This window comes from Nocardiopsis terrae (assembly GCF_014651695.1).
GTDB classification, from domain to species: domain Bacteria; phylum Actinomycetota; class Actinomycetes; order Streptosporangiales; family Streptosporangiaceae; genus Nocardiopsis; species Nocardiopsis terrae.
In genome coordinates, this window is the sequence record NZ_BMXJ01000005.1 from 485,761 (window position 1) to 499,680 (window position 13,920).

The window sequence follows — 13,920 nt, forward strand, 5'->3', positions numbered from 1 at the left end:
GCTCCCGCGGTCCCCTCCCGACGGGGCGGGGCCGCCGGGGGTTTACTCCCCGTCGCGCCGGGCGCGCACCACGGCGCTGAGTTCGACCCCTCCGGGCAGGACGTGCCGGAGTTCGGTGCTCAGTCGTTCGGCGACGCGGCGCAGCGACTCGTCGTCCCGTTCGTCCAGTTCCAGGCGGATGCCGATCTCACCGCGCTCGGAGGGGTGGATGCGTACGCGTTCGATTCCGAACTCGGCGTGGGTCACCCGGTAGATGAGCGCCAGGACCTGCGGGTCGTCCTTGGGCTCGGGTACGGCGCCCTCTTCGGCGAACATGGTGAGGAAGCGCCCCTGAACGGTGTACGGCACCGGCCCGGACACGTCGAGGACCAGGGCGTCGGCGTTCTCCTCCAGGGTGGCCCGGCAGGCGTCCTGGGTGGTGAAGGGCACCGGTCGGGCGTCCGCGCGCCAGCGCCGGACGGCGTCCACGGAGGTGAAGGCCAACACCCCCCGCCGACCGTCCTTACCGGTCATGACGGGGATGGCCACCTCACTGTTCTTGTCCCTGGTGAGCCCGCCCGCGCCCTCCTCGGTCTCGGTGGCCACGGCGACCACCGGCACGAGCACGCGGGATCCGCTCAGTGCGGCCAGGACCTGGCGGTCGCCGATCCTGCCCGCCGCGTGGTCGCGCAGGCGGGCCTCGACTTCCGGGTCGGCACTGCCGTCGTCGTCGCGGAAGTTCTGGGCGCCGATGATCGATGGTCTGCTCACGGGGTCCGAGCCTACCCGGGGCGGGCGTCCGCCGTGCGACCGCTTCCCGGACAGGACGGTGGGCCCGCCCCCGCCCCGCGGAGGAACGCGGTCGCCGTCCCGCCCGGGCTACTCGGGTTCCCCGCCCTGTTCCGGGCGCCCGCCGCCGAGCGTGTCGACGATCCCCCTGAGCTGGTCGACCTGGCTGTCGGAGAGCCGGTCGAACATGAGGGACCGCACCCGGGCCGCGTGGCCCGGCGCCGCCCGGTCGAGGGCGCTCGCGCCCCGCTCGGTGAGGACCGCCCACAGTCCGCGCCGGTCGTCCTCGCAGTGCTCCCGCCGCACGTGGCCCTCGCGTTCGAGCCGGGCGATCTGGTGGGACAGGCGGCTTCTGGAAACGATGACGGTCTCGGCGAGGACCCGCATGCGCATGCGCTGCCGCGGTGCCTCGGAGAGGTGGGCGAGGATCCCGTACTCGATGAGCGAGAAACCGTCACGGGTGCGCAGGTCGCGTTCGAGTTCGTCGTAGATCCAGGCGTTCATGCGCAGGAACCCACGCCAGACGTCCTGTTCGTCGGGCTCGAGCCAGGCCTTCTCCATGGCCTGATTCTAACGAGGGGGTCTTGCGTCCTGGAACCCGAAGACCTAAACTCCTTCCCAGGAAGATACTTCTAAGGCACTTTGTTCTCAGTTAGAGAGTTGGCCCGCGATCCGGGCCGTCCACACACAGGGAGAGACACCATGGCCGTTCAGGAACTCAAGCCCGGCACCTGGAAGATCGACGCCGCCCACAGCGTGGTCGGCTTCTCCGTCCGCCACATGATGGTGAGCAAGGTCCGTGGTCGCTTCGAGAAGTTCGACGCCACGCTGATCGTGCCCGAGGACCCCACCAAGGCCTCCGTCGAAGCCACCATCGACGCCGGCTCGATCAACACCGACAACGGCGACCGGGACAACCACATCCGGTCCGCCGACTTCTTCGAGACCGACAGCCACCCGGAGTTCACCTTCCGCTCCACCGGCCTGGAGGCCAAGGGCGAGGACTTCGTCCTCAAGGGGGACCTGACCATCAAGAAGAACACCCGCCCGGTCGAGCTGGCCCTGGAGTTCAACGGCTCCACCGTGGACCCCTACGGCCTGGACCGCGCCGGGTTCTCCGCCGCCACCACCATCAGCCGCAAGGAGTTCGGCGTCGACATCGAGATGCCGATGGACGGCGGCGGCGTGGTCGTCGGCGACAGGATCAACATCGAGATCGACGCCGAGTTCACCCGACAGGACTAGGCAGCGCATCGTCCCGGCGCGGCGCCACCACCGCCCGGCCGGGACACCTCCGAGGACCTGGGGAGGACCTCGGCGGGAGACGGTGTCCGAGCGTGGCCGCCCGGGGGGAACGACCACCGCCCCGATTTTTGACGACACCCCGTCATAAAATATGTGAGGCCTCGGATATCGTCATCGGGGGAGGGTCCACACGGCCCTCCCCCGTTTCACGTTTCCGAACCGTGCGCCCGCACGCGCATGTGACAGCCCCGTGCGCCGAGAACCGCAGGAGAGCACCACCGTGCCGTCCAATCCCTTCTCTCCCGAGATCGTCACCGCCGTCACCGCCCACATGAACCGCGACCACCCCGAGGACACCCTGCTCATCTGCCGCGCGCTGGGCGGCCGACCCGACGCCAGCGCCGCCCGGATGACCGGCCTGGACGGCGAGGGCGGCGACTACGCGGTCACCGTCGGGGGAACCGAACACCATGTGCGCATCCCCTGGGCCGAACCGCTCACCGAACGCGCCCAGATCCGCGCCGAGGTCGTCCGCATGTACCAGGAGGCCTGCGCCGAACTCGGAACCACCCCGCGCGGACAGCACTGAGACGCCCCGGGAGGGCAGCGGCCCCGCCGACGTCACCGGACGGAAGCCGGTGACGCCGGGTGACGGAAACCGGAACCAGAGCGGCACCGGAGGAGTCCAACGCGGTTGAAGGGGTTACCAGGGGAATAGGCCGACGCCCCGGGACGGGAGTGGCTCCACCACTCCGATCCGGCACGCGCACGACCTAATCTGTAAGGGTCCGCCCCTTCCCCCAGGCTCCCGGACGTCCGCAAACGACCGCCTATCCGAAGGATGGCCCCGGCCCCGATGGTCACGCCCGACCCCGGTGACGAGAACGCACCGACCCAACGGATCGACCCCGCCCGACCCGCCACCCGGGCCAACCCGGCGGCGGGGGCCACGCGCTGGGTCACCCGTGTGCTCCGGCCGGGGGCCTCCCCACCGGAACCGCAGCCCGGCGCGCAGCCCGACGGAGCACCCACCCGCGTCGTCCCCCCGAGTACCGGCCCCGGGGCCGACCGCACCACCGTCCTCCCGGGAGACACCGCCGACGGCACCCGGGCCAGGGTGCCCGCCCCGCCCACCACACCGTTGGGTGGAGGCCGCCCCTCGCCACGGCCCACCGCCGACCACGGCGCGCCCGGGACCCGCCCCCCGTGGTGGCGGGTCCTGTTCGGTCCCCTCCTGGACTGGATGGCCCGCCTGGTCTCACGCGTGGTCGTGGGACCCGCGGGCGACCTCGACTACGCGGTCCCCGCCGAACTCCGCCGCCGGTACCAGGTCCTGGACCACGTCGGTGCGGGCGGCGAGGCCGTCGTCTACCTCGCAGAACCCACCGACTCCCCCGGGCGCAGACTCGCGCTGAAGGTGTACCGGCCCGGCCACGACATCAACCGCGAACTCCTGGACCGCCTGCGCGCGCGGGGCACCGCCTCCCCGTACACGCCGGCGATCCACGGGTACGGGACCGCGGCCAGTTCCTGGGGCGAGGACCTGGCCTGGGAGGCCCAGGAGTACTTCTCCCTGGGCACCCTGCGCGAGGTCATCAACCAGGCGCCCGTGGACGACGCACGGGCCGAGGCCGTGGTCCGCGCCGTCGCCGACTGCCTGCACCACTGGCAGGGCGAACTCCAGCACAACCACACCGACGTCAAACCCGAGAACCTCCTGGTCCGCTCCCTGGACCCGCCGGTGGTCGCCCTCACCGACTTCGGCGGGGCCGTGCGCGCCACCATGAGCCGTGTCTACGGCGGCCAGGCCGTCACCGAGGACTACGCCGCCCCCGAGGTGATCGAGGGCCGCCGCGAGGCTCCCGCCGCCTGGTGGTCCCTGGGCGTGATGGTGCACGAACTCGTCACCGGCCGCCGCCCCGAACGCGGCGGGAACTGGCTGACCGCCCGCAACACCGAGGTGGACATCTCGGCGATCACCGACGAGCGCTGGCGCCTGCTCGCCCGCGGACTGCTCGCCCTCGCGCCCTCCGCCCGATGGGGCCACGAGGAGGTCGCCGCCTGGCTGGCCGGCGAGCGCCCGCAGATCCGCACCGCGCACCGGATGCGTCCGATCAACTTCGCCGGTGCCCTCCACGAGGACCCGCCCAGTCTCGCCTTCGACCTGATCGACCGTTCCGACACCGGCGCGATGTGGCTGCGCAGCCACTGGCCCGAGCTGCGGACCTGGCTGGACCGCGAGGTCAACGACTACACCTTCGACCGGGCCTACCTCACCGGTCTGGACGCCCGGCCCGACCTCGCGCACGTCGCGATCAGCGCCCTGGCCGCCCGCTACGTACCGGGGATGCCACCGCGCTTCCGCGGCCACGAGATCAGCGCGGACGGCCTACTGGCCCTGGCCACCGGCGAGGCCAGCCGCCACGCGGTGGTGCGCGAGGCGGTGGAGTCCGGTGTGGTGGGCCTGGGCTCCCAGCACTGGTGTCCGCACCCCGGCTGCCGCTCCGGGGGTTCGGGGCGGTGCGCACTGCTGGAACGGGTCCAGCACGAGGTCCCGCTCCTGATGGCACGGGTGCACGAGACCCTGGAGCGCGTCGCGGGTTCGGGCCCGGACGCACCCCGGCGCCCCGCCGCCCACGAACTCGACTCCACCTGGGCGCGGGCCGTGGAGCTGGTACTGGTCCCCGAGACCGCCTCCCGGCACCGGTCACTGCTGCGCCGCCAGTCCTGGCACCCCAGCCAGCGCAGCGCCGCCCCGAACGCGCCCTGGTGGCTGGAGCAGCGCAGGGCCGCCCTACGTGACGGCGGCGACCAACTGGCCAGCCGGGGCGCGATGCTCACCGCGCTCCTCCTGCTGCCCGAAGCCGCCCGGATCGGCGGCACGATCGCCGAACGCGAGCGCGCCGACGGCAGGGCGCGCCGACAGGACCGGTGGGCCTCCCTCGCCGGCTCGGCCCGTGAACGCTGGGGAAGCGCCCGGGAGAAGGTGACCACCGCCAGACAGCGGCGCGCGGAGGCCGCGGCCACCCGGCCCGACGACCCGGCGCGGTCCGAGGACCCCACTCGGCCGCAGGAGCCCGTCACCGCCGGAGAACGGCGCCGACAGGACCGGGCCGCCCGCCGGGTGGAGAAGACCATGGGCCAGATCCAGCGCGCGATGAGGGCGGGCAGGTGCCGCCGCTTCGCCTACCCGGCCGCCCTGCTGGGGCTGGTCGACGGTCTGGGCCGGGCGCTGCGGCCCGAGGCCGGTTTCTTCCCCGAGAGCGGGTTCGTCACCGACGCCTACACGGGGCTCCTGGAGTTCAGCGACAGCCCGGTGGCCGACGGGGCCGCCACGCTGACCGGGCTGCTGCCCGGCGGGATCGGTGCGCTCTGGTGGTTCCCGGTGCTGCTGGCGGTCCTGCTCCTGGTGCTGGGCCGCACCGCTGCCAGGTCCACGGTCAAGGCGCGGCGCCGGCTGGGCGCCTTCCGTCTGGCGGTCGCGGGTTCACTGCTGATGCTCGTGGTGGTGTTCTCGACGGGGCTGCTGGCCCTGGGCTCCGGTGTGCTCATCCCGTTGGACGGTCTGCTCGGCTGATCGGCCCCTGCGGGGCGCGGGCGCGCTAAGATCACCCGGTCCAGCGACGAGCGGAGGAGTAACAGGTGGGCGAAGTGTTCGCACTGCGCGCCGGAGAGTACCGGGCGCGCATCGACCGGATCGGGGCCGGACTACAGGAGCTCACCTGGCGTGAACGCGACCTGGTCTGGCCCTACACCCGCGGGGAGGGGCCCCTGGCCTTCCAGGGCCAGCTGCTGGCCCCCTGGCCCAACCGGGTCGGCTCGGGCCGCTACACCTTCCAGGGCACCGGGTACCGGCTGGACGTCAACGACGACGCCACGGGCTCGGCCATCCACGGCCTGGTTAACGACCTGGAGTGGGTTCCGCTGGAGGAGTCCGAGGAGGCGGTGACCCTGCGGCTGGACTTCGCCGGGACCTCCGGCTACCCGTTCCCGCTGGAACTGACCGTCACCTACCGGCTGGGCGTCGACGGGCTGTCCGTCACCACCGCGGCGCGCAACACCGGCGCCGCCGAGGCCCCGTTCGGCCTGGGCTTCCACCCCTACCTCACCCTGGGCACCCCGCTGCACGAGCTCGCCGAGCGGGGCGAGGTCACCGTGGAGGCCACCGTCGGCAGTTACCAGCCGACCGACTCCCGGCTGCTGCCCGCGGGCGACCCGGTACCGGTCGCCGGGAGCGGGTTCGACCTGCGCCCGCCCGCCCGGGAACTGGGGAGCACGGTGCTGGACACCGCCTTCACCGACCTCGAACGGGACGCCGACGGGTGCGCCTGGGTGCGGCTCGGCGGGCCCGGGCACCGGGTGTCCCTGTGGTGCGGCCCGGGTTTCGGGTGGCTCCAGCTGTTCACCTCGGACACCCTGGGCGGCGGGCTCCACCGCGCCCACCTGGCCGCCGAACCCATGACCTGTCCGCCCGACGCCCTGAACAGCGGCCGGGACCTGCTCGTCCTGGGCCCTGGAGAGAGCGTCGAACGAGCCTTCGGGATCCTCGCCGAACAGCTCTGAGAGGTCGGGGAGGGCGCCGCTCCCGTGCCCGGCAGGGCACCGGGATCCTTCGGTTCGTCACCGGTGGATGCCACAGTGGGACCATGACGACCCTTTCCCAGCTTCGGCGGACGGCCCTGTCCCACCCTGGGACCGCCGAGCGGTCCGTCCGTCCCGGGGTGATCGCCTTCACCGTCAACGGGACCGCCTTTGCGACGAAGGACGAGGACGGCGGCGTGCTGCTGCGCCTCCCCGAGGCGGAGGCCACCGAGGTCCTCTCCGCCCAGCCGGGGGCGCAGGCCTCGGGAGCGGAGGTTCGGGTGCCGCTGGCCGACATCGACGGCCAACGGCTCAACCACTGGGTGCGGCGTGCCTGGATGGCGCACGCCCCCGCGTCGCTGGCCGAGAGGGCGCTCGCCGCTCAGAGGGCGGTCCCCGGCGAGGTCGGGGACCTGCCCCGGGGCATCGGCGGCCCCGCCACCCGGGCGCTCGTCAACGCGGGGATCACCAGCCTCGACCGGGTGGCGGCGCTGACCGAGGCCGAACTGAAGGCGATGCACGGGGTCGGCCCCAAGGCCGTCCGGGTGTTGGGCGAGGCACTCGACGCCTCCGGGAGCGGTTTCAGACGCCCTTGAGCATCTCGCTCAACCTGGCGAGGTCCTCCACGGTGTCGATGTCCTCGGGACTGGCGACGTCGTCGCAGGCCACCGTGGTGACCAGGTGGGAGTAGGCGCGCAGGAAGGGGCGGGCGCCCACGTCCTGTTCGGCCATCGAGTAAACCGTGGACCAGTGCTCACGTCCCAGCATCACCGGGTTGCGGGCGTTGCCGTTGTAGGTGGCCACGGCGACGCGGGCACCCTGTTCGTAGGCTTCCACCAGGCGGCGGACGGCTTCGGCGGTGACCAGCGGCTGGTCCGCGAGGGCGACGAGGAGGGCGTCGACGGTGTCGGGCACGGCATCGATCCCGGCACGGACCGAGGAGCCCATTCCGGTGGACCAGTCGGGGTTGTTCACCGTGAGGGCGCCGGCCACGGTGGTGTCCGCGGCACCCAGCACGACCATGACCGGGGCGCAACCGCCCTGGCCCAGGATGCGCGCGCCCCGGTCCACGAGGCGTTCACCGCCGAGTTCCACCAGGGCCTTGGGACGGCCGAGTCTGCTCCCCGAACCGGCCGCCAACAGCAGACCCGCAACCAGGCCCGTACGATCAGCTCCCCTGTTCTCCGGCTCCCCAGTACCCATGACGCGATGATGCCACGGACCGGTCTCCCGGATGGCCCGCCTGGTTCAGCCCGCACACAAGAATCGGGGCATGCCACCACGACCAAGGCTCTGAACTGGCACTTTCTTGAAGACCCGGTTTCGGTTCACCTTTGACGCTGACCGAATCCGGCCGGAACAAGGGGGCTGTCGGGCGTGTGACGGTGGATCCTGCCCCGGGTCTCGCGCAGGGCCCGGCCGCTGCCGCCCCACCGGCTCTGCACCAGCTCGGCGGCGATGGACACGGCCGTCTCCTCCGGGGTGCGGGCCCCCAGGTCGAGGCCGATCGGCGAGTGCAGCCGCTCCAGGGCCGCCTCGTCCACACCCGCCTCCCGGAGCCGTTCCAGGCGGTCCTGGTGGGTACGCCGGGAACCCATCGCACCGATGTACCCGGCACTGGTGGCCAGCGCCCGCTTGAGGACGGGGACGTCGAACTTGGGGTCGTGGGTGAGCACGCAGACCGCGGTGCGCTCGTCGATCTCCTCGGCGATCTCGTCCAGGAAGACGTGCGGCCACTTGACCACCACCTCCTCGGCGGTGGGGAACCGCTTCGCGGTGGCGAACACCGGCCGGGCGTCGCACACCGTCACCCGGTAGCCCAGGTAGGAGCCGAGGTCCGCCACAGCGGCCGCGAAGTCGATGGCGCCGAACACCAGCATGCGGGGAGCCGGGGCGAACGACTGGACGAACACCTCCAGCTCGTCACCGCGCCGCTGCCCGTCCACCCCGTAGTGCAGCAGCCCGGTACTGCCCTGGGCGAGCATGCCGCGCACGTCGTCGTCCAGGGCCGCGGCCAGGCGCTCGCCGCCCGGCCCCAGGTCTCCCTCGGCGTTGCCGGGCCACACCACACGGCGACGGCCCACCCGGCCCGAGTCCGAGGGGTCGGCGACGATCGTGGCCACCGCCACGGGCTGGTGTTCGTCGATGGCCCCGATCACCGCGCCCAGCTGGGCGTAGGTGTCCCGGTTGATCGGCTCGACGAACATGTGCAGGGTTCCGCCGCAGGTCAGTCCGACGCTGAAGGCGTCCTCGTCGCTGACGCCGTAGGTGCGGCGCACCGGGGCGCCGGTGCGGATGGCCTCCAGTGCCTCCTCGTAGACCGCGCCCTCCACACAACCGCCCGATACGCTGCCGGTGACCTCACCGGAGGCGGTCACCAGCATGGCCGCGCCCGCGTCACGGGGGGCACTCCTGTAGGTGTCGACGACCGTGGCCACCGCGAACGTCTCCCCCGAGGCGTACAGCTCGGACACGGTCGCTCGGATATCACGCACTCGGCACCTCTTCCTGAGTTCCCTACGGCCGGGCCGCCCCGGCTCTGTGATCCCCGGTACAACCTATGTGCCCCGGACGACACAGAAGAGCCCCCGTTCCTCCAGGAAACGAGGGCTCGATTCGGTTTCGTCTACGAACGGGGGCGGTGCCGGGCGCCGCCCCGGATCCGGGGCGGCGGGTTCCGTCCCACCGGTGTCCGGTTTCCGTTCACGGGTGTTCGGGCTCCTCGCCCTCGCCGCGGTCCAGCATCGAGCGGAACTCCGCCAGGTTGCGGCGGGCCAGCTCACCGTCGGCGCTCTGGATCCCCATCACCGGCAGCGACGTACCGTCCGACAGGTCCAGCGAGGGCCACGGTTCCCCGACCGGCATCCGGATGTCCAGGACCTCCGGCCACGCAAGGTGGTGGGTGCGGATCCCGTTGGTCACGATCACCTTCCGCCCGGTGGCGATCAGCCGGGGACGGGCGAGCATGTGCAGCCCCGCGGCCACCACCAGGCCCAGGCCGACCACCAGCACCCGGTCCATCAACCGCCAGTCGGCGGGCAGGCTCACGGCGAGCGCGACCATGGTCGCCACGATCAGCGCCCCCAGGCCGTAGGCGACCAGCCGTACCGCACGGGGCCGCCAGGTCCTCGGCAGCACCGGCTTCCCCGACGCCTCGTCCACAGGTTGTTCCCTCGTCCGCACCAACTGCTCCGTCCGTGTTCGCACGCTCGGGCGCGCTCCCGGCTCCTCGTCCTGCTCCAGCGGGCGTGCGACAGGAGGGTGGGGTCAGCGGCGCAGCCCGCGCAGGGCCACCGCCGTGTCCAGGGCGGCCAGCGCAGCCTCGGCGCCCTTGTCCTCGACGCTTCCCGGCAGGCCGGCGCGGTCACGCGCCTGTTCCAGGGTGTCACACGTGAGTACACCGTTACCCACGGGGGTGGATTCACGCAGGGCGACCTCGGTCAGCCCGTGCGTGACCGACTGGCACACGTAGTCGAAGTGCGGTGTACCGCCGCGGATGACCGCCCCCAGGGCGATCACCGCGTCGTGCTTGCGCGCCAGCTCCTGGGCGACCACCGGGATCTCCACGGCCCCGGCGACCTTCACCACGACGGGCTCACCGGCCCCCGAGGCCTTCACCACGTCGAGCGCGTTGGCGAGCATCGGCTCCACGATGGGTTCGTTCCACCGGGTGACGACGATGCCCACCGACAGCCCCGAGGCGTCGACCTGGTGTTCGTCCGGGCGTCCTGTGCCGCTCATGACCGGCCTTTCTGAGGTTCTCGGGAAACGGGTTGGAGTGGGGGTGCGGGTCGCGGGGAGCCCGGCTACTTGGCGACACCGGCCAGGTCGTGGCCCATCCGGTCGCGCTTGGTCAGCAGGTAGGAGAGGTTGTCGTCGGTGACGAAGGTCGGCATCGCCACCCGCTCGGTGACCCGGACCCCGTGGCGCTCCAGCCCCTCGGCCTTGGCCGGGTTGTTGGACAGCAGCCGCACCGAGGACACCCCCAGGTCGGTGAGGATCCGCGCGCCCGCACCGAACTCACGCGCGTCGGCGGGCAGGCCCAGGCGCAGGTTCGCGTCGACGGTGTCCGCGCCCTGGTCCTGCAGGCTGTAGGCACGCAGCTTGTGCAACAGGCCGATCCCCCGGCCCTCGTGACCGCCCAGGTACACGACGACCCCGCGCCCCTCCGCGGCGATGTCGGCCATGGCGGCCTCCAACTGGGCGCCGCAGTCACAGCGGTGCGAACCGAACGCGTCCCCGGTCAGGCACTCCGAGTGCAGACGGGCCAGGACGTCGGTGCCGTCGGTCAGGTCGCCGTGGACCAGGGCGACGTGCTCGGCGCCGTCCGCGGTGCCCTTGAAACCGATCGCGCGCCATTCCCCGTGCTGGTTGGGCATACGGGTCTCGACCATCCGGGTGACCAGCGCGGGGTTGGCCTCCTCCTCGGAGAGGGTCTGGCCGAGAGCGGCGCGGTACGCGGCCAGTTGTTCGACGGAGACCAGCTTCAGGCCGTGCTCGTCGGCGAACTCGCGCAGCCGGGGCAGGCGGGCCATGGTGCCGTCGTCGTTGACCACCTCGGCCAGCACGCCGGCGGGGCGCAGACCGGCCAGGCGGGCGAAGTCGACCGAGGCCTCGGTGTGGCCGCGGCGGGCCAGGACACCGCCCGGGCGGGCGCGCAGCGGCAGGATGTGGCCGGGGCGCACGAAGTCGACGGGGCGGCTCTCGGCGGAGGAGAGCAGGCGGATGGTGCGCGCCCGGTCGGCGGCCGAGATGCCGGTGCTGACGCCCTCACGGGCGTCGACGGTGACGGTGTAGGCGGTGCGCAGGCTCTCCTCGTTGCGCGCGGTCATCAGCGGCAGGTCGAGGCGGTCCAGGTCCCGGCCCTCCATGGGGACGCACACCACGCCGGAGGTGTAGCGGATCATGAACGCCAGCAGTTCGGGGGTGGCGAGCTCGGCGGCGAAGATGATGTCGCCCTCGTTCTCGCGGTCCTCGTCGTCCACGACCACGATGGCCTTGCCGGCGGCGAACTCGGCGATGGCGTCCTCGATGCGGTCGAGGGCGACGGTCTGCTCGTTCTGCTCGGGGTCGGCGGCCGGGGTGGTGTCGGTGACGGTCATTCCCGCTCCTGAAGGTGCGTGGTGGGTGGTTCGGTGGGTGGTGGCGTCGGCGGAGCGCCGCGCGCTAGGCGCGGGTGCGGGCCGGGGCGCTGTCGCTGCTGCGGGCCCGGGCGACCGCGGTGATGCGCTCCACGTACTTGGCGATCACGTCCACCTCGATGTTGACGGTGGCGCCGACCTCCAGTCCGCCCAGGGTCGTGGCCTCCAGAGTGGCCGGGATGAGGCTGACCTCGAAGTACTCCTCCTCGGCGCCGGGGGCGCTCACTGCGGAGACGGTGAGGCTGGTGCCGTCCACGGTGACGGAACCCTTCTCCACCACGTAGGGGGAGAGCTCCGGGGGCATGCCGAAACGTAGAACGTCCCAGTTGTCACCGGGATTCCGGGAGAGGAGGGTGGCGGTGCCGTCGACGTGGCCCTGGACGATGTGGCCGCCCAGGCGGCTGTCCGTGCGGGCCGCGCGTTCGAGGTTCACCGGGGAGCCGGGGGCGAGGGCGCCGAGGGAGGAGCGGTTCAGGGACTCCTTCATCACGTCGGCGGTGAAGGTGCCCTCGCCCCGGCCGACGACGGTCAGGCACACGCCGTTGACCGAGATGGAGTCGCCGTGCTTGGCGTCGGAGCTGACCAGGGGGCCGCGGAGGGTGAGCAGAACCGCCTCGCCGTTGGCACCGGCCGGTTCGACGGAAATGACCTCGCCGAGTTCTTCCACGATTCCAGTGAACACGCCCCACGTCCCTTCGCCTGGTGCGGCTCCGGGGAAAGGGGTGTGGAGAACGGGTCCACGACAAGGCCGACGCTGAGCGCCGACACCAAGGGTCGACAAGGCTCAGATCCGCCTCAACGCGCACTGCCTCCCATCCGGACTTTAACCGTCGGTACCGGAATTTCACCGGTTCAACCGACCGATGGACTCGGCCGGGTCGCGGACTGTCACCGCCGGTTCGGACTTTCACCGACCCCGGAGCACGCGTTTGACTGTTGTCTAAACGAGCACGATCCTATCCCCTCGGTCGGCCGACCGCATAGTCGGTGTGACCTGATTCATGTCCGATCGAGGTCCTCGGGCCCTTCCGCGGGGACCTCCTCCGGTGTGTCCCTCGGACGCCCGGCCAGGCCTGAGCGCACGAACATCTCCGGAGCCCCGTAGCAGGCCCAGAACGCCGTCACCCCGTAGACCGCGAAGGCCACGAGCGCGGCGGGGAACCCGGACAGGCCCCGGAAGAGGACCTGTTCCAGGACCAGGATGAGCACCACCACCGAGATGCCGAGGACGAAGCGGGCGGCCCTCGCGGTGACCGCGCCCGCAGCGCTGTACCAGCCGCGGCGGTGGAGCAGGGTGAGCCCGAGGACCCCGCCCAGGAGAGCGCCGCCGGCCGTGTAGAGCCCGGCCAGGGTGTGCCCGGCGGGGTCGGTGGGGGTGGCTCCGATCCACTCGGCGGCCGGGACCGTCCAGTCGCCGCGCACGCCGAACTGCCAGGCGGTGGCCGCCGCACACGGCACCAGGGTGAGGGCCAGCAGGTAGGACACCCAGCGCACCGTGTCCAGCGAGCGCCACCAGGCCAGCACGCGGTCCTCCCAGCGCAGGACGGCCCACAGGAGGGCACCGCCGACCAGCAGACCGGCCAGGACGTCGCTGGGGAAATGCACACCCAGGTAGATCCGGGAGAGGGCGACGAGCGCGATCACCGCGACGGCCGCCCCCAGCAGGGCTCTGCGCCCGGACTTCGCCGCGAGGTAGCCGTAGGTCACCGTCGCGGCCTGGGTGTGCCCGGAGGGCATCCCGAAGCTGCCGTGGTGGCTGTGGCCGGTGACCAGCGCGTCGAACCAGTAGGGGCGGGGAGTGTAGGACACCGCCTTGAGCAGGTTGTTGACCACACCCGAGGCGACGACCGCGACGAACAGGCGTGCCCCCAGGCCCGCGTGGACGCTCCAGAAGACGGCGGCCAACAGGACGACGATCAGGCCCTGGGACCCCAGGAGGGTGAGGACTCCCATCGGGTGGGCGAGCCAGTCGCCCCACCCCTGAAACCAGCGGACGGCGGTGCTCTCCGTCTCCCGGAGGGCATCCATGGCCAGGTGCTCGGTGGTCCAAGCGTTCACGCGTACTCCACGGGTCCGCGCCTGGCAACGCGCTCACGCCGCGCCGCTCCCCCGGACACGGGCACGTGCGGCGCGCGCAGGGGAAGACGGAGCCGCGACCAAGCGGAAATCAACGACTACAGCGGGC

At 72.2% G+C, this 13,920-nt stretch carries 14 protein-coding genes and 1 riboswitch; of the genes, 5 read left to right on the plus strand and 9 right to left on the minus strand.

Annotation, left to right across the window (positions count from 1 at the left end):
* Positions 1-42 precede the first annotated feature (42 nt).
* Together IE195_RS16525 and IE195_RS16530 are read right to left on the minus strand one after the other, a co-directional pair.
* A complete protein-coding gene (locus tag IE195_RS16525) occupies positions 43-750 on the minus strand; it encodes an SseB family protein (protein WP_191272373.1) in 708 nt (235 codons plus the stop codon).
* 108 nt (positions 751-858) lie between these two features.
* On the minus strand, positions 859-1,329 hold the full coding sequence (locus IE195_RS16530; RefSeq protein ID WP_191272375.1) for a MarR family winged helix-turn-helix transcriptional regulator: 471 nt from the start codon (positions 1,327-1,329) through the stop codon (positions 859-861).
* A 141-nt stretch (positions 1,330-1,470) separates the two neighbouring features.
* Here IE195_RS16530 and IE195_RS16535 point away from each other — a divergent pair, with 141 nt between their 5' ends.
* From IE195_RS16535 to IE195_RS16555, 5 genes are all read left to right on the plus strand, one after another.
* On the plus strand, positions 1,471-2,013 hold the full coding sequence (locus tag IE195_RS16535) for a YceI family protein (protein ID WP_191272377.1): 543 nt from the start codon (positions 1,471-1,473) through the stop codon (positions 2,011-2,013).
* A 280-nt stretch (positions 2,014-2,293) separates the two neighbouring features.
* Positions 2,294-2,602, plus strand: a complete 309-nt coding sequence (locus IE195_RS16540; RefSeq protein ID WP_191272380.1) for a DUF2470 domain-containing protein — start codon at positions 2,294-2,296, stop codon at positions 2,600-2,602.
* Between the two features lie 267 nt (positions 2,603-2,869).
* Complete coding sequence (locus IE195_RS16545) at positions 2,870-5,590, plus strand: protein kinase domain-containing protein (RefSeq protein ID WP_191272382.1); 2,721 nt, start codon at positions 2,870-2,872, stop codon at positions 5,588-5,590.
* 65 nt (positions 5,591-5,655) lie between these two features.
* Positions 5,656-6,576, plus strand: coding sequence for an aldose 1-epimerase family protein (locus tag IE195_RS16550; protein ID WP_191272384.1), 921 nt, complete (start codon positions 5,656-5,658; stop codon positions 6,574-6,576).
* 83 nt (positions 6,577-6,659) lie between these two features.
* Positions 6,660-7,190 (plus strand): helix-hairpin-helix domain-containing protein, encoded by a 531-nt coding sequence (locus tag IE195_RS16555; protein WP_191272386.1) that lies wholly within the window; start codon positions 6,660-6,662, stop codon positions 7,188-7,190.
* Here IE195_RS16555 and IE195_RS16560 read toward each other — a convergent pair.
* The 7 genes from IE195_RS16560 to IE195_RS16590 form a co-directional block, all read right to left on the minus strand.
* Complete coding sequence (locus IE195_RS16560; RefSeq protein ID WP_191272388.1) at positions 7,177-7,797, minus strand: nucleotidyltransferase family protein; 621 nt, start codon at positions 7,795-7,797, stop codon at positions 7,177-7,179. The two genes, IE195_RS16555 and IE195_RS16560, sit on opposite strands and share 14 nt — an antisense overlap.
* Positions 7,798-7,922: 125 nt before the next feature.
* Positions 7,923-9,089, minus strand: a complete 1,167-nt coding sequence (locus tag IE195_RS16565; RefSeq protein WP_191272390.1) for an XdhC family protein — start codon at positions 9,087-9,089, stop codon at positions 7,923-7,925.
* Positions 9,090-9,297: 208 nt separating this feature from the next.
* Positions 9,298-9,756 (minus strand): PH domain-containing protein, encoded by a 459-nt coding sequence (locus IE195_RS16570; protein WP_191272392.1) that lies wholly within the window; start codon positions 9,754-9,756, stop codon positions 9,298-9,300.
* 105 nt (positions 9,757-9,861) lie between these two features.
* The gene (ribH, locus tag IE195_RS16575; RefSeq protein ID WP_191272394.1) at positions 9,862-10,335 is read right to left on the minus strand and encodes a 6,7-dimethyl-8-ribityllumazine synthase; all 474 of its coding nucleotides are present in this window, start codon (positions 10,333-10,335) and stop codon (positions 9,862-9,864) included.
* Between the two features lie 65 nt (positions 10,336-10,400).
* Positions 10,401-11,696 (minus strand): bifunctional 3,4-dihydroxy-2-butanone-4-phosphate synthase/GTP cyclohydrolase II, encoded by a 1,296-nt coding sequence (locus tag IE195_RS16580; RefSeq protein WP_191272396.1) that lies wholly within the window; start codon positions 11,694-11,696, stop codon positions 10,401-10,403.
* Between the two features lie 64 nt (positions 11,697-11,760).
* Positions 11,761-12,417 (minus strand): riboflavin synthase, encoded by a 657-nt coding sequence (locus tag IE195_RS16585; protein WP_191272398.1) that lies wholly within the window; start codon positions 12,415-12,417, stop codon positions 11,761-11,763.
* Positions 12,418-12,533: 116 nt separating this feature from the next.
* Positions 12,534-12,664, minus strand: a riboswitch (FMN riboswitch).
* 70 nt (positions 12,665-12,734) lie between these two features.
* Positions 12,735-13,763, minus strand: coding sequence for a phosphatase PAP2 family protein (locus tag IE195_RS16590; protein ID WP_191272709.1), 1,029 nt, complete (start codon positions 13,761-13,763; stop codon positions 12,735-12,737).
* Positions 13,764-13,920: the final 157 nt, after the last annotated feature.